The organism is Microbacterium sp. 16-032 (assembly GCF_041079455.1).
GTDB lineage: Bacteria > Actinomycetota > Actinomycetes > Actinomycetales > Microbacteriaceae > Microbacterium > Microbacterium testaceum_A.
In genome coordinates this window covers 303,325-322,397 of the sequence record NZ_JBFYGQ010000002.1, presented here as the reverse complement: position 1 = coordinate 322,397, position 19,073 = coordinate 303,325, and the positions used below count along the sequence as shown (strand labels likewise).

Below are 19,073 nucleotides of genomic sequence, written 5' to 3'. Positions count from 1 at the left end.
ATGGTGCGCGCGTGTACACGACGAACGCGCGCGAGCGAGGACGCGCACCGGCCTCCCAGCCGCGGCAAAGACGAATGCGCGAGGATGGGGTCTTCCTGTCTTGCTTCGAGAGGTCACCCGTGCGCTTCCGCCCGATCGCTTCCCTGTCCGTCGTCGCCGCCGCGGCCCTGCTGCTGGCCGGATGCTCCGGCTCGCCCGACGAGGCGTCGACGCCCGACGCGAGCGTCTCGGCCGACGCGGGACAGTGCCAGAGCGCGCTCGCCGACGCCCCGGCCCCCGACGGTCTCGTCGTGTCGGGAGACTTCCAGTCGAAGGTCAGCGTCACCCTCCCCGACGGCTACAACCCCACCGCCCTGCAGCGCACGACCCTCGTCGAGGGCACGGGCCAGCAGGTGAAGGCCGGCGACGTCCTCAAGGCGAACTTCACGTTGATCGACACCGCCTCCGGCGCCGTCCAGCTCCAGACGCTCGACACCGAGCCGAACGGCATGGACACGCTCATCTCGTCGCAGCAGATCTTCGGCGCCGCCCTCGAGTGCGCCCCCCTCGGGTCGCGCACCGTCTCGTCGTTCCCCGCCGGCACGCTCGGCGAGGGCTCGCCCGCCTTCGTGCTCGTCGCCGACTCCCTCTCCGAGCTGCCGACCCGCGCCGAGGGCACCGAGGTCGCTCCCGTCGACGGCATGCCCGCGGTGACGTTCGACGACAACGGCGCCCCCACCACCACGACGAACGCCGACGGCAAGCAGATGCTGCCCCAGCCGACGGCTCCGGCGCCCACCGAGGTCCGCATCGAGAACCTGCGCCAGGGCGCGGGCGAGGTCGTGAACCCGGGCGATCAGGTGATCGTGCAGTACACGGGCGCGCTCTACGACAGCGGTCAGGTCTTCGACTCCAGCTGGCAGCGCGGGGCCCCGGCCCAGTTCGTGACCAACCAGGTCGTCGACGGGTTCCGCCAGGCGCTCGAGGGGCAGACGGTCGGCTCGCAGGTCGTCGTCGTCATCCCGCCCGCCGCGGGCTACGGCGACAAGGCCCAGGGCGACATCCCCGCGAACTCGACCCTGTTCTTCGTCGTCGACATCCTCGGGGTCCAGCACGCCGACATGGCGGGCTAAGTAGGCTGAGGGAATGCGCCGCGTCCTCATCCTCGGTTCCACCGGTTCGATCGGCACGCAGGCGCTCGACGTCATCGCGAACAACGCCGACCGATTCGAGGTCGTCGGACTCGCCGCCGGCACCGATCGCGCCGGCGTCGAGTCCCAGGCCGCGGCCTTCGGCGTCGAGCACACGGCCCTCGGCGCGGTCGAGGCGGAGCAGCTCGTCCGCGACGTCGAGGCCGACGTGGTGCTCAACGGCATCACCGGATCGGTCGGACTCGGCCCCACGATCGCCGCGCTCGAAACGGGACGCACCCTCGCGCTCGCCAACAAGGAGTCGTTGATCGTCGGCGGCGACCTCGTCACCGCCCTCGCCGCGCCGGGGCAGATCGTGCCCGTCGACTCCGAGCACTCGGCGATCGCGCAGGCGCTGCGATCCGGTCACGCCGGCGAGGTGCGTCGGCTCGTGCTCACGGCATCCGGAGGCCCTTTCCGTGGGCGCTCGCGGGACGAGCTGCAGAACGTCACCCCCGCCGAAGCCCTTGCTCACCCGACGTGGGACATGGGGCGCGTCGTCACGACGAACTCGGCCACCCTCGTCAACAAGGGCCTCGAGGTGATCGAAGCGCACCTGCTCTTCGACGTGCCGTACGACCGCATCGCCGTGACCGTCCACCCGCAGTCGATCGTGCACTCCATGGTGGAGTTCGTCGACGGCTCGACCATCGCCCAGGCGTCGCCGCCCGACATGCGGCTCCCCATCTCGTTGGGGCTCGACTGGCCGAACCGGATCTCGGGTGTCGGCGCCCCGCTCGACTGGACCCGCGCCTCGGAGTGGACATTCGAGCCGCTCGACGAGAAGGCCTTCGGCTCGGTGGCCCTCGCGAAACAGGTCGGACGGGCCGGGGCGACCTACCCCGCCGTCTTCAACGCCGCCAACGAACAGGCCGTCGACGCGTTCCACGAGGGACGGTTGGGTTTCCTCGAGATCGTCGAACTGATCGAACGCGTGGTCGATCGCCACGAGCCGCCCACGACGCTCACCCGCGAGTCCCTCGCCGAGGCCGAGGCCTGGGCGCGTCGCACGGCAGACGCGCTTATCGCCGCGCGCTGAGGCGGGCCGGGCGGCGGGTTCGACGAGCTCAGCCCCCTCGTGATGGGAGAGGTCCCCGAGCCTGTCGAAGGGGCCCGCGCGTGCGCTGACCCCGGCGGGCTCGCCCCTCGTAGGGGAAGGTCCCCGAGGGGGTCAAGCCCTGCGGCTCACCGTCCTCGGCTGGAGGGCCCCTGAGCCGGGCCAGGGGGACGGGATGCCGCGTTACCCGCGCCTCAGGCCGGGAACTCCACCGGGCGCTCGGGGTCGGACGACGGGGTGCTGTCGGTCGGGTAGGGCACGGGCCACTGCGGGTCGGGCACGGGCCATCCGGCCGCGCGCAGGGCGCGACGCGACAGCTCGCGCGCCGAGTAGGGCGTGCGCACCCCGCGGATGTCGCGGTAGTCCTGGTGACCGGGGCCGGCCCAGAGGATCGCGTCGCCCTCGCCGACGAGCTTCACGGCCTCGAGGATCGCGCGCTCGGGCGGGGTGAACTCGAGGATCTCGGCATCCGGTCGCGCTCGACGCGCCCCCTCGACGAGGACCTCGCGGATCGTGTCGGGGTTCTCGTGACGGGGGTGGTGGTCGGTGACGACGAGGATGTCGCTGCCCTCGACCGCCGTGCGGCCCATGTCGTGGCGTTTAGTGGCGTCGCGGTCGCCGTCGGCGCCGAACACCATGACGACCTTGCCCGGGGTCACCCGGCGGACCGCGGCGAGCGTCTTCTCGAACGCGTCGGGGGAGTGACCGAAGTCGACGTAGACCGCGGGGCCCTCGGCCCCCGAGACGAGCTGCGTGCGGCCGGGCAGCGAGGCCTCGATGTGCGAGCCGTCGAGAGTGCTGTAGAGGTGCTCCCAGGTGTATCCGACCTCGAGGAGCATGACGATCGCGAGACCGGCGTTGGCGGCCATGTGGCGGCCGATCACCGGGACGACGGTGGTCAACGAGCGACCCTTGCCGTCGCTCAGGGTGAACTCGGTGCCCTCCTGGCGTTCGTCGACGATGTCGACGGTCCAATCGGCGGATGCCGCGGCGGCGGCGTCTTCGCTGATGGCGGGGGTCGCGATGGTCACGACCGGGATCTCCGCGCGAGCGGCGATCTCGGCGCCGGGCGCCGAATCGAGGCAGACGACACCGCGGCGGGCGCGGTCGGGGCGGAAGAGGGGGAGCTTCGCCTCGAAGTACTCGCGCATGTCCGCGTAGTCGTCGAGGTGGTCGTGCGTGAGGTTGGTGAACCCCGCGACGTCGAACACCAGTCCGTCGACGCGGTGACGGGTCAGCGCCTGGGCGCTCACCTCGACCGCGACCGCCTGCACGCCGCGTTCGCGCATGAGCGCGAGGAGGGCGTGGAACTCGGAGGCTTCGGGGGTGGTCAGGCGCGAGACGATGACCTCGCCCGCGATGTGCCGCTCGGCGGTGGACGACAGCCCGGTCACGACGCCGAGCTGGTCGAGGATCCCCTCGAGCAGGTGCGAGACGCTGGTCTTGCCGTTGGTGCCCGTGGTGGCCAGCAGCTGGGGGAGCTGGTCGTCGGGACCGGTGCCGTAGACCCACGCAGAGAGCTCGCCGAGGAGCGCGCGGGGATCGTCCACGACGACGATCGGAAGACCCGCGGGACCGGCGATCTCGGCGCCCGCGGCGTCGGTGATGACGGCGACCGCACCGCGTGCGGCGGCGGTGGGCGCGAACTCCGCACCGTGCCGGTTGACGCCGCGGATGGCGACGAAGGCCTCTCCGGCGCGCAGGTCGGCGGTGGCCAGCGTAATGCCGGTGAGAGTCGTGCCGTCTACGTCTCCGACGGTGCGCACGCCGTAGCGTCGGGCGAGTTCGGCGAGGTCGCGTCGCGGCGGGTTCTCCGGTCGGAGGACGGGCGGCAGGTTCGAGGGGGCGTCGGAGGGCATCGAGACCATTCTCTCATCCGGTGTCGCACAGGCACCGCATCGCAGCCGCACGGGCGGTTCAAAGGCGTCCGGCGGTATCGTCGGCGGGTGACTGCGATCGCGTTCCTCATCGGCGTCATCGTGCTCGTGCTCGGCTTGGCCGTCTCGATCGCGCTGCACGAAGTCGGGCATCTGCTGCCCGCCAAGCTCTTCGGCGTGCGCGTCGGCCAGTACATGATCGGCTTCGGCCCGACGCTCTGGTCCAAGCGGATCGGCGAGACGGAGTACGGCTTCAAGGCCCTGCCGCTGGGCGGCTTCATCTCGATGGCGGGCATGTACCCGCCGGCTCCCGACGACGCCAAGCCCGGCACCAAGCGCTCGCGCTTCTTCGCGACGATGATCCAGGACGCCCGCGACGCCAACGCCGAGACCCTCATCGCCTCCGACGATCGCGTGTTCTACAAACTGCCCGTCTACAAGCGGATCATCGTGATGCTCGGCGGCCCCGTGATGAACCTCGTCCTCGCCGTCGTGCTCTTCGCGATCGCCCTCAGCGGCATCGGCATCCAGCAGGGCACGACGACCGTCGCCTCCGTCTCGCAGTGCGTCATCCCCGCGAGCCAGAACCGCACCGACTGCACCCCCAGCGATCCCGTCGCCCCCGCGGCCGCCGCGGGCATCCAGCCCGGGGACAAGTTCGTCTCGATCGACGGCACGCCGGTGTCGACGTTCGCCGAGGCCGCGGCGATCATCCAGCGCTCGCCCGGCCAGCAGCTGTCGGTGGTCATCGACCGTGACGGCGCGCAGCGCACCGTGCAGTTCACCCCCGCGACCACCGACAAGGCCGTCACCGATGCGAACGGCCGGCCCGTCGTCGACGCGTCGGGTGCGACCGAGTATCAGACGGTCGGTTTCGCCGGGATCAGCCCGCAGAGCGCCCTCGTCCGCCAGCCGATCGGGACGAGCCTTCAGGCGACGGGCCAGTACATCGGCTCGGTCGCGCAGATCGTGTCGCAGTTCCCCGTCCGCATCTACGAGGTCGCCGTCGACACCCTCAGCGGCCAGCCCCGCGACGCGAACAGCCCCATGAGCGTGGTGGGGGCGGGCCGTCTCGCGGGCGACATCGCCGCCGTGGACGCGCCGATCCTCGACCGCGTGCAGGTGATGATCTCCCTGCTGGGCGGGTTGAACGTCGCCCTCTTCGTCTTCAACCTCATCCCGCTGCTCCCGCTCGACGGCGGCCATGTCGTGGTCGCGCTGTGGGACGGCATCAAGAGGCAGATCGCGCGCCTGCGCGGCAAAGTCGCCCGGCCGGTGGATGCCACGAAGCTCGTGCCCGTGACGTTCGTCGTCGTGGTGCTTCTGGTCGCGACCGGCGGTGTGCTGTTCCTCGCGGACATCTTCAACCCGGTGCAGTTGCTCTAGCCGCGGCGGATCGGCTCGCCCGTCGGCCGTGCTCTGCATGACGTGCCGTCCTCGGCGGGCGGGGCGGGGCGTCCTGGGCTCCGGATCGGATAGGCGTCTCCTGGCGTCGCAGCGCGGCGGAACCGGCCGACGGCCCCGGGACTCCGGAGCCGGGCACGCGGTCGCGCCCGACGGCCCCGGGACTCCCGAGCCCGGCACGCGGTCGCGCCCTCCCGGCTCTCCGGCGAGCCGCACCGTGCTCAGAGCGCGTGGGCGATCAAGCGCTCCAGCGTGCGCATGCCGTCGCGCGACAGGATCGACTCGAGGTGACCCTGCACGCTCGCGAATCCGGGCCCGCGCAGGGCGTAGACGTCGCCGGTCACCGGATCGGCCGCGACGTCGATCTCGAAGTCGGTGACGGGTGCGCCCGGGCCGTAGAAGATCCCCCGTCGGTCGCCCGGATTCACCCGCGCGGTGAAGGTGTTGTAGAACCCGATCGAGGCGTCCTCGCCGAAGACGTCGACGCTCTTCTGGAGACCCTGGTGGGGCCGATCGAGCGGCATGAGCTCGATGCCGAGCGAGTCGGCCAGGATCTGGTGGCTCAGGCACACAGCGAGAAGCGGATCGCGACGCGCGGTGCGGCGCCCGACGACGTGACGCATCACGCTCATCCGGGGGCTGTCGTCGCGCGGGTCGCCGGGCCCGGGACCCGAGACGACCAGGTCGGCGGCGTCGATCTCGTCGTCCGTCGCCTCCGACCACGGCACGATGCGGGTGTCCAGGCCCAGGTGACGCAGCTGATGCGCGAGCATCGTGGTGAAGCGGTCCTCGGCATCCACCACCAGCGCCGTACGGCCCGCGAAGGGGCCCGATCCGTCGGGGTCCTGCGGGTTCATCCAGAACGGTGCGAGACGGTCGTTGCGCGAGGTCAGCAGTTCGGCGATCGCGGGGTCTTCGGCCAACGGCCGGCGGGCCGCGGCCGGAGCGTCGGGGTCGGCGCCGGCCGGAACGGCGGGAGCGTCCCGCGGGATCGCTCCGATGGCTCCGAGCACGCCCGCCGCCTTTCCGTGGGTCTCGCCCACCTCGCCGTCGGGATCGGAGTGACGCACGAGGGTCGCGCCCACGGGGACGCGCAGTCGCCCGTCGACCAGGTACGCGGTGCGGATGAGGATCGGCGCGTCGAGGTCGTGCGTGGGGCCCTCGGTCGAGCCGTTCGGGGTGAACAGCGCCGCGACACCGGAGTAGTACCCGCGCGGGACGGTCTCGTGGCGGGCGATCACCGTGCACGCGTTCTGCATGGGCGAGCCGGTCACGGTGGGGGCGAACATCGTCTCGCGCAGGATGTCGCGGGGGTCGAGGTCGCTCGAGCCGCGCAGCATGTACTCGGTGTGCGTGAGCCGTGACATCTCTTTGAGGTGCGGCCCGGTGATCCGACCGCCGTCGCTGCAGACGGCGCTCATCATCTTCAGCTCTTCGTCGACGACCATGAAGAGCTCTTCGGTCTCTTTGGTCGAGCGCAGGAACTCCGCCAGGGTCTCGGCGGTCGCGCCGCCGGCGGGGTGGCGGAAGGTGCCCGAAATGGGGTTCATCGTGACGACGCCGTCCTTCGCGCTCACGTGCGCCTCGGGGCTCGCGCCCACCGCGATGTGATCGTCGGTGACGACAGCGAACGTCCAGTACGCGCCCTTCTCGTGCTCGAGCAGCGCGCGGAACCACGTCAGAGCGGCGATCCGGGGGTCGACGTCGACGCCGGCGACGAAGTCGCGACGGATGACGAAGTTCGCCCCTTCGCCGCGGCCGATCTCGTCGGCGATCACGCGGCGCACGATGCGGGCGTAGTCCTCGTCGCTGATGTCGAAGCCGGCGTCCGCTAACGGCACGGGGGAGGAGGGGAGGGATGCCATGGCCTCAGCCCGCGGCAGGGACACGCGGTCGCCGATCACCAGACAGCGCAGCGGGGCCCCGTCGTCGTGGCAGACGAAGCCGCGCTCGCGCACCTGTCGGTACGGGACGAGCGCGAGCACCTCGCGGGCGACGCCGTCGGCATCCGTCAACGGGATGTCGGCGAGGAGCTCGACGTCGACGACGTCGCCGGTGAGGACCTCGACGGTCGCCCCGTCACGGGCGATGAGGGCGAAGGGGGCGGAACCTGCGGCGAGGTCCGAGAGCAGGGGAGAGGGGTCGAGCCCGGTCATCGAGATGTCTTTCCGTCTGTGCTGAGCGAGGTTTCGTCGCGGCCGCCGAAAACACGAAGACCGCCGGATTCCCCAGGGGGAGGGCGGTCTGTTGCATGCGTGCGCACCGCCTAAACGGTGGGCCACCAGGATGTGTGAGCGCGCATGGCGCCGAACCTACCACAGCAGCCTTTCGGCACCGGTTCAGGCGCCGTGCGGTGAGGGCGGCGTAGGCTGAGCCCGTGCCTGCTGTGAACCTCGGAATGCCCCGCGTGCCGGAGACCCTCGCGCCCCGTCGCAAGACCCGCCAGATCCGGGTCGGCAAGGTGCTCGTCGGTGGCGACGCTCCCGTCAGCGTCCAGTCGATGACCACGACGCCCACCACCAACATCAACGCCACGCTGCAGCAGATCGCCGAGCTCACGGCATCCGGATGCGAGATCGTGCGCGTCGCCGTGCCGTCGCAGGACGACGCCGACGTGCTGCACATCATCGCGAAGAAGAGCCAGATCCCGGTCATCGCCGACATCCACTTCCAGCCGAAGTACGTCTTCCAGGCGATCGACGCCGGGTGCGGTGCGGTGCGCGTGAACCCGGGCAACATCCGCAAGTTCGACGACCAGGTCGGCGCGATCGCCAAGGCCGCGAAAGACGCCGGCGTCTCGCTGCGCATCGGCGTCAACGCCGGATCGCTCGATCGCCGCCTGCTCGAGAAGTACGGCAAGGCCACCCCCGAAGCGCTCGTCGAGAGCGCCGTGTGGGAGGCCTCGCTGTTCGAGGAGCACGACTTCCACGACTTCAAGATCTCGGTCAAGCACAACGACCCGATCGTCATGGTGAAGGCCTACCGCCTGCTCGCCGAGCGGGGCGACTGGCCGCTGCACCTTGGTGTGACCGAGGCCGGACCCGCGTTCCAGGGCACGATCAAGAGCGCCACGGCGTTCGGCATCCTGCTGTCCGAGGGCATCGGCGATACCATCCGCGTCTCGCTCTCGGCTCCGCCGGCCGAAGAGGTCAAGGTCGGTCACCAGATCCTGCAGTCGCTGAACCTCCGCGAGCGCAAGCTCGAGATCGTCTCGTGCCCCTCGTGCGGTCGCGCCCAGGTCGACGTGTACACGCTCGCCGACGACGTGACCGAGGGCCTGAAGGACATGACCGTCCCGCTGCGCGTGGCCGTCATGGGCTGCGTCGTCAACGGACCCGGTGAGGCGCGCGACGCCGACCTGGGTGTGGCCTCGGGCAACGGCAAGGGGCAGATCTTCGTGAAGGGCGAGGTCGTCAAGACCGTGCCCGAGAGCGAGATCGTGGCGACGCTGATCGCCGAGGCGAACCGTCTCGCGGCCGAGATGGGCCCCGACGCCGCCACCGGTACCGCGCAGGTCATCACCGCCTGACCGCGTCACCCGATGCGCTCGGCGCTCATCTGAGCGTCGGCTGTCGGCTTTTGTTCCGATAGCGTCGGAAGTCTCATGACCGAGACTGCACGCGCCTCCCTCGCCCGCCCGCTCATCGCCGGCGTCGTCACCGCCCTCGTCGGCTTCACCAGCACCTTCGCGGTGGTGCTCACGGGCCTGCGGGCGGTGGGTGCGACGCCCGCGCAGGCGGCGAGCGGACTGCTCGCCATCACCCTCGTCGTCGGGGTGGGCTGCATCGTGCTGGCCGGTCGCTACCGCATCCCCATCACCGTCGCCTGGTCGACCCCCGGCGTCGCGCTACTCGCGGCGACCGGCGCCGTCGACGGCGGCTGGCCTGCGGTCGTGGGGGGCTTCCTCGTCTGCGCGGCACTGATCCTGTGCACGGCCCTGTTCCCGCCGCTCGGCGCGCTGATCGCCCGCATCCCTCCCTCGATCGCGCAGGCGATGCTCGCCGGCGTGCTGCTGCCGTTGTGCGTCGCACCGTTCGTCGGGCTCGTCGACGACCCGTGGGGAGTGGCCCCCGTGCTGATCGTGTGGCTCGTGGCATCCCGTCTGCTTCCCCGGTGGGCCGTGCCGCTCGCCTTCGTCGCGGCGATCGCGGTGGTCGCGGTGGAGCTCACCCGCACGGGAGTGAACGCGGATGCCGCCTCGCTCCTGCCCCGGCTGGAGTTCACCGCCCCCGAACTCACGGTCGGCGCGGTCATCGGGATCGCGTTGCCGCTGTTCGTGGTGACGATGGCGTCGCAGAACGTCCCCGGGGTCGCCGTGATGCGCAGCCTCGGCTACACGGTCCCCTGGCGTCCCGCGATGCTCGTCACCGGCCTCGGCTCGGCGGCCGCCGCGACCTTCGGCGGACACGCGATGAACCTCGGTGCCATCAGCGCGGCGATCGCGGCGGGCCCCGACTCCCACCCCGACCCGAAGAAGCGCTGGGTGGCCGGCGTCTCGGCGGGGGGAACGTACCTCGTGCTCGGCGCCCTGTCGGCGGCGTTCGCGACGATCGTGCTGCTCGCCCCCGCCGGCGTCATCCCGGCGGTGGCCGGGGTGGCCCTGTTCGGCGCGTTCGGCTCCGCCGTGCAGCAGGCCATCGACGACCCCGGAGAGCGGGTGCCGGCCGTGGTGACCTTCCTCGTCGCGGCATCCGGGATCGCGGTGTTCGGGGTGAGCGCGGCCTTCTGGGCGCTGCTGGCGGGGCTCGTCGTGCGTAGCGTCCTGCACGTGGGACGGCGCCGCGCCGCGTGCCCGGGTTGACCAAGTGAGGTTGACCAACGTCGGAGGTGGGTGCGAGTCTGGTCGCATGAAGACGTCGCGAGTGAAGGTGCAATACGCCAAGACGCACCTGTCCGCCCTCATCGCCTCCGTGCAACGCGGCGACGAGGTCGTCATCGCGCGGGGCGATACCCCGGCCGCGCGGCTGGTCGCAGTCGAGCCGCCGGCGGAGCGGGAGTTGGGCTTCGTGGCCTACGCGGTCCCGGAGTCGTTCTCCGACCCCCTGCCCGAAGGGGAGCTCTCCGCCTGGGAGGTCGGTGCGTGAGGTATCTGCTCGACACGCACACGCTCCTCTGGGCGCTGACCGCCCCGGATCGCCTCGGCCCGGCCTCCTCGACGATCCTCGCCGACCCGTCGTCGACGATCGTCGTGTCCGCCGCCTCGGCGTGGGAGATCTCGACGAAGCAGAGGATCGGCAAGCTCCCGCACGCTGACGCGCTCGTCGGGGGCTACGCGCGCCATCTCGATCGCCTCGGCGCGGAGAGGCTCCCCATCGATGAGACCCACGCGCTCCTCGCCGGAGCCCTCCAGTGGGATCATCGTGACCCGTTCGACCGGATGCTCGCCGCGCAGGCGATGGTGGAGTCCCTCACGCTTCTCAGCAGCGACGACGCGTTCTCTCGGTTGGCGGGCCTCGCCGTTCAGTGGTGAGACCTGGGTGCCCGGGGGAGGTGAGTAGTCGAGCCGTCACCCTTTCGTTACCGAAACTTCCGCGTCGGTCGTGAACCGATCGACGGATCATGGACATTAGAGAGTGTGGATGACGATGACGCCGGGCTGTGGACCCGGGTGCGCCAAGGCGACGAGCTCGCGCTCGCCGCGTTGTTCGATCGGTATGACGCGCGCCTGTTCCGGCACGCGTCGCGCCTGCTGACCCATCGCGAGGATGCGAAGGACGCCGTGACCGTGGCGTTCTTCGAGCTGTGGCGCAAACGCGTCTCGGTGCGTCTGGTCGACGGGTCGCCTCTGCCGTGGCTGCTGACGACCGTCGCGCATTGCGCACGCAACCTCGAGCGCTCGAGCAGGAGGTACCGCGCCCTGCTCGATCGAGCACCGGTCGCGGCGGCCGCAACGGCCGGGCACGACAAGAGCGGAGTGCTCTCGGCACTCAAGCGGCTGCCCGAGCGCGAGCAGGCGGTCGTGGTGCTGTCGGTGCTCGAGGGCTACGCCGAGCGCGAGGTCGCTCAGGCCCTCGGCATCCCGGCGGGAACGGTGAAGTCGCGGCTCGCCCGCGCCAAAGCGAAACTGCGCGACGAGGTCGCGATGGAAGGGGCACGGGCATGAACGACGAACTGACGCCCTCCGAGCGCGCGGCCCTGCGCGCCCGCATCGTGGGCGGCGCCCACGACATCACGCCCGTCGGGGCGCACCGCAACACCTGGATCGCGGGCTCCGTGGCGGCGGCTCTGGTGGTCGCGATCGCCGGGGGAGTGGCGGTGACCTCGACGCTGAGCGCGCCCGAGATCGCGACGACGCCGTCGCCGAGCCCGACCGCCACCGTGGCGCCGGTGCCGACCCCGACGCCGACGGTCGCGCCAACCCCAACCCCGGCACCTACCCCCCTGGCCACGGCGCCCGTCCTCGCTTTCGGCGGCGACTGTTCGGCTGTGCTCGATGCCGATGCGGCATCTTCGGTGGTCGGTGTTCCGATGCGTCTGTGGGAGGGGCTGTCCGTCTGGGACGCTCGATCGCTGGGCGGGGTCTCGTGCCACTGGCGGACGCAGGACTCCTCGGGGTGGCAGTCGGTGGGCGTCACCGTTCTCCCCTACTCCGTCGTGCCGGACGCCGTCCGCGCGAGAATCGGCGTCGCCCCGGTCTGCGAGGGCGGACCATGCGACTATTCGGAACGCTTCGGGGACGCGTGGGTGTCCGCGTACGCGAGCAGCGCCTCCGTGGCGTTGGACGCGGTAGCGGCGGTGGGGTCGCGCGCTGCCGCCTCGCCGGGAATCGAGCGGGCGCTTCCGGCGGCGGCCTGGCATCTCGATGGCTGTCAGGACCGTCTCCGTGGCGCCGTCGAGCAGACCCTTGGCCGTGTCGGACTTGAACCGGTGGGAACCGACAACGTGCCGCAGGGTCAAGAGTGGGACGTTCTCACCGGGCGCGGCGCCGCCGCCTGGTGCTCGGTCGCCCCTCCCGTCTACGACGATCCGGACTACTTCACACTGCGACTCAGCATCGCCGCCGGTGCGCAATCCGATGCGAGCGAGGTGGAGCGGTTCGGGGGCATTCCGGTTCAGGTCAACGGTGCCCGAGCGGCCTGGTGGATCCCACCCGCGAACGGGGTCGACGGGCGCCTGCGGGCGGACGCCGACGGGGGAATCATCGAGGCGGTGGGCACGGATCTCACACAGGAGCAGATGCGCGCCCTCGCCGAGAACATCATCGGCGCGCTCGGGTGACCCCTGGCATCCGTCCCCCCTGCCCTCGCGCCCTAGACTCGACTCTCGTGGTCACCCGTCTGTCGAAGTACTTCCTCCGCACGCTCCGCGAAGATCCCTCGGATGCCGAGGTCACGAGCCACCGCCTGCTCGTGCGCGCCGGTTACATCCGTCGCAACGCCCCGGGCGTCTTCGCGTGGCTCCCTCTCGGTCTGAAGGTCAAGGCCAAGATCGAGGCCGTCGTCCGAGAGGAGATGGCGAACGCCGGAGCGTTCGAGGTTCACTTCCCGGCTCTGCTGCCCCGCGAGCCGTACGAGGTCACGGGCCGCTGGGAGGAGTACGGCGACGCGCTGTTCCGCCTGCAGGACCGCAAGGGAGCCGACTACCTGCTCGCGCCCACCCACGAGGAGATGTTCACCCTTCTGGTGAAGGACCTGTACTCGTCGTATAAGGACCTGCCGCTGACGATCTACCAGATCCAGGACAAGTACCGCGACGAAGCGCGTCCCCGCGCCGGCCTCCTGCGCGGCCGCGAGTTCACGATGAAGGACGCGTACTCGTTCGACGCGACGGATGCCGGACTCGACGCCTCGTACCAGGCTCAGCGCGACGCCTACGAGCGCATCTTCACCCGCCTGGGTCTCGAGTACGTGATCGTCGCCGCCGACGCCGGCGCGATGGGCGGATCGAAGTCCGAGGAGTTCCTGCACCCGACCCCGATCGGCGAGGACACCTTCGTGCGCTCGGCCGGCGGTTACGCGGCCAACGTCGAGGCCTTCACGACCGTCGTGCCCGACGCGCTGCCGATCGAGGGTCAGCCCGAGGCCGTGATCTTCGATTCGCCGAACACCCCGACGATCGCGACCCTCGTCGACCACTCGAACGCGCACCTCGACGCCCCGGCTCCCGGCATCGCCGGCCCGGCCACGGCCGAGGCCAGCCAGTGGACGGCCGCGCACACGCTCAAGAACGTCGTGCTCGCCCTCACGCACCTCGACGGCACGCGCGAGCTGGTCGTCGTGGGCCTTCCCGGTGACCGCGACGTCGACGACAAGCGCGTCGAGGTCGCCTTCGCCCCCGCCGAGGTCGAGGCGGCCACCGAGGCCGACTTCGCGAAGAACCCCCTGCTGGTCAAGGGCTACATCGGCCCCTGGTCGCCGACCGGCGCCGTGCTGGGCGAGGAGTCGGCGACGAAGATCCGTTACTACCTCGACCCCCGAGTGGTCGATGGCACGGCGTGGATCACGGGCGCCAACATCGACCAGAAGCACGTGCACTCGCTCGTCGCGGGCCGCGACTTCGTCGGCGACGGCTTCGTCGAGGTCTCGACCGTGCGCGCGGGAGACCCCGCCCCCGACGGCTCCGGCCCGGTGGAGCTGGCCCGCGGTATGGAGATCGGCCACGTCTTCCAGCTCGGCCGCAAGTACGCCGAGGCGCTGGGGCTGAAGGTGCTCGACGAGAACGGCAAGCTCGCCACCGTCACGATGGGTTCATACGGCATCGGCGTCACCCGCATCCTCGCGATCATCGCCGAGCTCAACAACGACGACAAGGGCCTCATCTGGCCCGCGTCCGTCGCCCCGTTCGACGTGCACGTGGTCGCGACCGGCCGTGACGCCGCCGCGTTCGAGCTCGCGGCATCCGTCTCCGACCAGCTCGAGGCCGCCGGTCTCGACGTGCTCTACGACGACCGCCCCAAGGTGTCGCCGGGCGTGAAGTTCGGTGACGCCGAGCTCGTCGGCATCCCGCGCATCCTCATCGTCGGTCGCGGCGCGGCCGAGGGCCAGGTCGAGCTCTGGGACCGCCGCACGGGCGAACGCGACACCGTGTCGGTCGACGACGCCGTCGCGGCGCTCACGCGCTGATCCCGTACCGAAACGGCATCCGTCCCGCATCCGCCGGGAGGGATGCCGTTTCGTCGTCCACCCGTGCGCCGGCATCGGTAGCGTGGATGCCATGATCTCGGCTCCCCGTCTGTCCCTGTCCGACGGCTCCACCATCCCGCAGCTCGGCGTCGGCACGTACAAGGTGCCGGCCGACGTGACCGCCGGCCTCGTCGAGGGCGCGCTCGCCGCCGGGTACCGCCACATCGACACGGCCGCGCTCTACGGCAACGAGGCGGAGGTCGGCGAGGGGCTGCGCGCGTCGGGCCTCGAGCGGGACGAGGTGTTCGTCACCACCAAGGTGTGGAACGACGACCAGGGGTTCGACGAGACGCTGCGGGCCTTCGACACCAGCGCCGCGAAGCTCGGGCTCGACCGGGTCGACCTGTACCTCATCCACTGGCCGATCCCGAGCGCCGACCGCTACGTCGACACCTGGAAGGCGCTCCAGCGCCTGCAGCAGGAGGGGCGGGCGACGTCGATCGGCGTCAGCAACTTCTCGGTCGTGCACCTCGAGCGCCTCCGCGACGAGACCGGACTGCTGCCTGCCGTGAATCAGGTCGAGCTGCACCCGCGCTTCCCGCAGACCGAGCTGGTCGACTGGCACGTCGCGAACGGCATCGTGACCGAGTCGTGGGCGCCGCTCGCGCGCGGCGGCCTGCTCGACGAGCCCGTGCTCACCCGCATCGCCGAGAAGTACGGCAAGTCGCCGGCCCAGGTCGTGATCCGCTGGCACCTGGATCGGGACCTCGTGGTGTTCCCGAAGTCGGTGTCGCTCGACCGCATCCGCGAGAACGGAGACGTCTTCGACTTCACCCTCGACGACGACGACCGCGCGGCCATCGCGGGCCTCGACACGGGTGAGCGCACGGGTCGCGACCCCGACCTCGACTGAGGCCCGAGCTCAGGCGTCGAGGCGGGCGTAGCGTGCGCGGAAGACCGTGAAGACGCCGTAGGCGAGGAATCCCGCCCCGACGAGACAGGCGAGCACGGGACCGGCGGGCAGCGCCACGACGGCGGCGGTGGCGCCGTCGAGTCCGCCCGCGGTGTCGGGCTCGACGGTGACGGCGGCGACGACCACCAGCACGCCCACGATCAGCAGTGCCGCGCCCTTCGCGACGAACCCGAGCACACCGAGCACCGTGAGGGCGAAGCCCCCGGGCCCGGCGGGCGTGCGCACCTTGGAGTGGAACGACCGGCGCAGGCCCATCCAGACGAAGCCGATACCGACCGCCGCCACCGCGAGACCGACCGCACCGAGCACGAATCCGCCGATCGGCCAGGTGAGAACACCCTGGCTGAGGTCTTCGGCCGCCTGTTCCGCCCTCGGACGGGCCCCCAGGGCCACGGATGCCGAGACGAGGCCGATCGCGACGAACACGAGGCCCTGCGGAGCTTCGGTGAAGATTCGTCCGATGCGTCGCCACACCGACAGATGGCGCGGCGCGAACGCCTGCAGCAGGTGCCAAGCACCGAGGGCGACGAGTCCGACGGCGAGGGCCCACAGTGCCGCCGCTCCGAGGGGCACCGCGGCGACCGCGCGGAACGCCCCTGTCTGGTCGCTGTCCTCGGTCGCGCCGAAGCCGACGGCGATCACCAGAGTGCCGATGAGAAGGTGCAGGATGCCGTTGGCCGCGTACCCCGCGCGCGCGGCGATGCGGAACGCGGGGTTGGCCTCCGCGTCCCGGGCGGCTTCGCGAGCGGAGGTGGACACTCGGGAACCGTACGCGGGTTGGCCGCCGGGCGACAATCCGGTTGTGCGTCCGCGCCTTCCGCGACGAGCGCGGCGAGGGGGTCGGGGGGAGGCGTCATGCGGCGCCGGGGTGAAGATCGTGTGTCGTTCCCGTTCCGCGTTGGCGTGAGCGGGCCGCACTGATTACGGTCGGATCATGCCCGAGAACACCGCTGAGCTGCGCCCCACTCACCCGCTCGCGATCGCGCCGGTCGTCGCCCCCGCGGCATCCGTCGACGGCTTCGCGAAGCAGTTCCTGCAGAACCTCAATTTCGACCAGGGCGTCACGCTGTCGACCTCCGATGTCAACGACCAGTACCTCGCCCTGGCCTACACCGTGCGTGACTACCTCATGGCGCGCTGGTTCGACGATCGCGCGCAGCAGAAGGCCCAGCAGAACAAGACCGTCTGCTACCTCTCGGCCGAGTACCTGCTGGGGCGCCAGCTCGACAACAACCTCCTCGCGGCGCGTCTGACCGACATCGCCACCGAGGCTCTGGCGCAGTGCGGCATCGACATCGACGACCTGCGCCAGGTCGAGATCGAGCCGGGGCTCGGCAACGGCGGTCTGGGCCGCCTCGCGGCCTGCTTCATCGACTCGCTCGCGACGATGAGCATCCCCACCATCGGCTACGGCATCCGCTACGAGTACGGCATCTTCCGCCAGGCCTTCGCCGAGGGGCAGCAGGTCGAGCAGCCCGACGCGTGGCTGCGCATGGGATCCCCCTGGGACTTCGCCCACCCCGAGGCGGCGCAGACGATCTCGTTCGCCGGCCGCACCGAGACCTACGACGACGAGGGCGTCGAGCGCACGCGCTGGATCCCCGAGTGGAACGTGCTCGCGGTGCCCTACAACATGATGGTCCCGGGCTACCACAACGGTCGCGTGAACACGCTGCGCCTGTGGCGCGCGGTGGCCACCAACGCCTTCGACCTGCACACCTTCAACTCCGGCGACTACGTCGAGTCGGTGCGCGCGCAGACCTTCGCCGAGAACATCTCGAAGGTGCTCTACCCCGAGGACTCCACGCCCCAGGGCAAGGAGCTGCGCCTGCAGCAGCAGTACTTCTTCGTCGCGGCATCCATCGCCGACTTCATCGAGAACGTGCTGCCCGACGACTTCGACCTCGAGAAGCTTCCCGAGCGCGTGATCTTCCAGCTCAACGACACCCACCCGGTGATCGGGGTGCCCGAGCTGATGCGCGTGCTCGTCGACGAGAAGAAGCTCGAGTGGGATGCCGCGTGGGCGATCACCCAGAAGTGCTTCGCGTACACCTGCCACACGCTGCTGCCCGAGGCGCTCGAGGTCTGGTCGGTCGACCTGCTCGGCCGCCTGCTGCCGCGCCACCTCGAGATCATCTACCGCATCAACGACGAGTTCCTGCTCGAGGTGCGCGAGCGCTTCGGCGACGACGAGATGCTCATCCGCAACATGTCGATCATCGGCGAGCACCCCTCGCGCTCGGTGCGGATGGCCTACCTCGCCACGGTCGCGGGCTCGAAGGTCAACGGCGTCGCCGAGCTGCACTCGCAGCTGCTGCGCGACAACGTGCTGAAGGACTTCGCCACCATGTGGCCCGACAAGTTCACCAACGTCACCAACGGCGTCACCCCGCGTCGCTTCCTGCGCCTGGCCAACCCCGACCTGTCGGCCCTCATCACCGAGGCCCTCGGCGCGGGCTGGACGGTCGACCTCGAACGCCTGCGCGGCCTGGAAGCCCTCGCCGACGACGCCGACTTCCGCGAGCGGTTCGCCGCGGTGAAGGCCTCGAACAAGCGCCGCCTCAGCAGCGTGCTCGAGGCCCGGGGTGAGGCGCCGCTCGACGAGGGGCACATGCTCGACGTCATGATCAAGCGCCTGCACGAGTACAAGCGGCAGACCCTGAAGGTGCTGCACATCGTCAGCACCTACGAGGGCATCGTCTCGGGTCGCCTCGACGTCGACGAGGTGCAGGCGCGCACGTTCCTCTTCGGAGCGAAGGCCGCGCCCGGTTACGGCATGGCCAAGCGCATCATCCACCTCATCAACGCCGTCGGCGAGGTGGTCAGCGCCGACGAGCGGGTCAAGGGCAAGCTCAAGGTCGTCTACCCGGCGAACTACAACGTCACCCTGGCCGAGCGCATCATCCCCGCCGCCGACCTGTCGGAGCAGATCTCGCTCGCCGGCAAAGAGGCCTCGGGCACGGGCAACATGAAGCTCGCCCTGAACGGCGCCCTCACCATCGGCACCGACGACGGCGCGAACGTCGAGATCCGCAAGCTCGTCGGCGACGACAACTTCTTCCTCTTCGGCATGAGCGAGCCCGAGGTCGAGGCGCTGTGGGCCGAGGGCTACCGCCCCGCCGACTTCTATCAGAAGGACGAGCGGCTGCGCAGCGCGATCGACCTCATCGCCTCGGGCGCCTTCTCGGGCGGCGACCGCACCGTGTTCGAGCCGCTCGTGTCGAATCTGCTGTACGAAGACCGTTTCATGGCGCTCGCCGACTTCTCGACCTACCTCGACGCCCAGGAGCGCGTCGACGCGGCGTACGCCGACCAGGACGGCTGGGTGCGCTCCGCGATCCTCAACGTCGCGCGCAGCGGCTACTTCTCGTCCGATCGCGCCATGCGCGACTACCTCGACCGCATCTGGCACGCCACCCCGGTGAGCTGACGCGGTTTCCGGATGCCGCGACCTGGGCGCTCGCCCGAGGTTGCGGCATCCGTCGTTTCCGGCGCCGGAATGCGGGCTGGTGCGTGCACAACTCCGGAGTC

The 19,073-nt window shown here is 70.7% G+C and carries 15 protein-coding genes; 12 read left to right on the top strand and 3 right to left on the bottom strand.

The annotated features are described in order from the left end of the window. The first annotated feature begins 119 nt into the window (after positions 1–119). Both AB6V31_RS05170 and dxr read left to right on the top strand, forming a co-directional pair. On the top strand, positions 120–1,112 hold the full coding sequence (locus tag AB6V31_RS05170; protein WP_369364471.1) for an FKBP-type peptidyl-prolyl cis-trans isomerase: 993 nt from the start codon (positions 120–122) through the stop codon (positions 1,110–1,112). A gap of 13 nt (positions 1,113–1,125) precedes the next feature. Then, positions 1,126–2,208: a 1-deoxy-D-xylulose-5-phosphate reductoisomerase gene (gene dxr, locus AB6V31_RS05165; protein ID WP_369364469.1), complete on the top strand. Its 1,083-nt coding sequence runs from the start codon at positions 1,126–1,128 to the stop codon at positions 2,206–2,208. A gap of 212 nt (positions 2,209–2,420) precedes the next feature. Here dxr and AB6V31_RS05160 read toward each other — a convergent pair whose 3' ends face one another. Beyond that, on the bottom strand, positions 2,421–4,085 hold the full coding sequence (locus AB6V31_RS05160; protein ID WP_369364467.1) for a Mur ligase family protein: 1,665 nt from the start codon (positions 4,083–4,085) through the stop codon (positions 2,421–2,423). 87 nt (positions 4,086–4,172) lie between these two features. Here AB6V31_RS05160 and AB6V31_RS05155 point away from each other — a divergent pair, with 87 nt between their 5' ends. After that, positions 4,173–5,489, top strand: coding sequence for an RIP metalloprotease (locus AB6V31_RS05155; protein WP_074694203.1), 1,317 nt, complete (start codon positions 4,173–4,175; stop codon positions 5,487–5,489). Between the two features lie 239 nt (positions 5,490–5,728). On the opposite strand, the gene AB6V31_RS05150 is transcribed toward AB6V31_RS05155, so the two are convergent. Next, positions 5,729–7,663, bottom strand: a complete 1,935-nt coding sequence (locus tag AB6V31_RS05150; protein WP_074694204.1) for an anthranilate synthase family protein — start codon at positions 7,661–7,663, stop codon at positions 5,729–5,731. A 242-nt stretch (positions 7,664–7,905) separates the two neighbouring features. Here AB6V31_RS05150 and ispG point away from each other — a divergent pair, with 242 nt between their 5' ends. The 8 genes from ispG (at position 7,906) to AB6V31_RS05110 (ending at position 15,482) form a co-directional block, all read left to right on the top strand. Then, complete coding sequence (gene ispG, locus AB6V31_RS05145; protein ID WP_056228466.1) at positions 7,906–9,036, top strand: flavodoxin-dependent (E)-4-hydroxy-3-methylbut-2-enyl-diphosphate synthase; 1,131 nt, start codon at positions 7,906–7,908, stop codon at positions 9,034–9,036. 75 nt (positions 9,037–9,111) lie between these two features. Further along, positions 9,112–10,308, top strand: coding sequence for a benzoate/H(+) symporter BenE family transporter (locus AB6V31_RS05140; protein ID WP_369364464.1), 1,197 nt, complete (start codon positions 9,112–9,114; stop codon positions 10,306–10,308). Positions 10,309–10,354: 46 nt separating this feature from the next. Further along, entirely contained in the window at positions 10,355–10,591 is a 237-nt protein-coding gene (locus AB6V31_RS05135; protein ID WP_056227202.1) for a type II toxin-antitoxin system Phd/YefM family antitoxin, read from the top strand. After that, positions 10,588–10,977, top strand: a complete 390-nt coding sequence (locus tag AB6V31_RS05130) for a type II toxin-antitoxin system VapC family toxin (protein WP_230704371.1) — start codon at positions 10,588–10,590, stop codon at positions 10,975–10,977. The genes AB6V31_RS05135 and AB6V31_RS05130 overlap by 4 nt, the downstream gene beginning before the upstream one ends. A 105-nt stretch (positions 10,978–11,082) precedes the next feature. Beyond that, complete coding sequence (locus AB6V31_RS05125; protein ID WP_369364462.1) at positions 11,083–11,610, top strand: RNA polymerase sigma factor; 528 nt, start codon at positions 11,083–11,085, stop codon at positions 11,608–11,610. Then, complete coding sequence (locus tag AB6V31_RS05120) at positions 11,607–12,725, top strand: hypothetical protein (protein WP_369364461.1); 1,119 nt, start codon at positions 11,607–11,609, stop codon at positions 12,723–12,725. The genes AB6V31_RS05125 and AB6V31_RS05120 overlap by 4 nt, the downstream gene beginning before the upstream one ends. Before the next feature lie 47 nt (positions 12,726–12,772). Beyond that, on the top strand, positions 12,773–14,569 hold the full coding sequence (locus tag AB6V31_RS05115; protein ID WP_369364459.1) for a proline--tRNA ligase: 1,797 nt from the start codon (positions 12,773–12,775) through the stop codon (positions 14,567–14,569). 91 nt (positions 14,570–14,660) lie between these two features. Then, positions 14,661–15,482 (top strand): aldo/keto reductase, encoded by an 822-nt coding sequence (locus AB6V31_RS05110; RefSeq protein WP_369364457.1) that lies wholly within the window; start codon positions 14,661–14,663, stop codon positions 15,480–15,482. 9 nt (positions 15,483–15,491) lie between these two features. Here the strand turns inward: AB6V31_RS05110 and AB6V31_RS05105 are convergent, their stop codons facing one another. Further along, positions 15,492–16,301, bottom strand: coding sequence for a DUF1206 domain-containing protein (locus tag AB6V31_RS05105; protein WP_369364455.1), 810 nt, complete (start codon positions 16,299–16,301; stop codon positions 15,492–15,494). Between the two features lie 175 nt (positions 16,302–16,476). Here AB6V31_RS05105 and AB6V31_RS05100 point away from each other — a divergent pair, with 175 nt between their 5' ends. After that, positions 16,477–18,972, top strand: a complete 2,496-nt coding sequence (locus tag AB6V31_RS05100) for a glycogen/starch/alpha-glucan phosphorylase (protein ID WP_369364454.1) — start codon at positions 16,477–16,479, stop codon at positions 18,970–18,972. The last annotated feature ends 101 nt before the right edge of the window (positions 18,973–19,073 follow it).

What these genes read in the sequence shown, in the direction of transcription:
- dxr (WP_369364469.1), top strand. Translation starts at nt 1,126, where the DNA reads ATGCGCCGCGTCCTCATCCTCGGTTCCACCGGTTCGATCGGCACGCAG.
- AB6V31_RS05160 (WP_369364467.1), bottom strand. Translation starts at nt 4,085, where the DNA reads ATGCCCTCCGACGCCCCCTCGAACCTGCCGCCCGTCCTCCGACCGGAG.
- AB6V31_RS05150 (WP_074694204.1), bottom strand. Translation starts at nt 7,663, where the DNA reads ATGACCGGGCTCGACCCCTCTCCCCTGCTCTCGGACCTCGCCGCAGGT.
- ispG (WP_056228466.1), top strand. Translation starts at nt 7,906, where the DNA reads ATGCCCCGCGTGCCGGAGACCCTCGCGCCCCGTCGCAAGACCCGCCAG.
- AB6V31_RS05140 (WP_369364464.1), top strand. Translation starts at nt 9,112, where the DNA reads ATGACCGAGACTGCACGCGCCTCCCTCGCCCGCCCGCTCATCGCCGGC.
- AB6V31_RS05135 (WP_056227202.1), top strand. Translation starts at nt 10,355, where the DNA reads ATGAAGACGTCGCGAGTGAAGGTGCAATACGCCAAGACGCACCTGTCC.
- AB6V31_RS05120 (WP_369364461.1), top strand. Translation starts at nt 11,607, where the DNA reads ATGAACGACGAACTGACGCCCTCCGAGCGCGCGGCCCTGCGCGCCCGC.
- AB6V31_RS05110 (WP_369364457.1), top strand. Translation starts at nt 14,661, where the DNA reads ATGATCTCGGCTCCCCGTCTGTCCCTGTCCGACGGCTCCACCATCCCG.
- AB6V31_RS05100 (WP_369364454.1), top strand. Translation starts at nt 16,477, where the DNA reads ATGCCCGAGAACACCGCTGAGCTGCGCCCCACTCACCCGCTCGCGATC.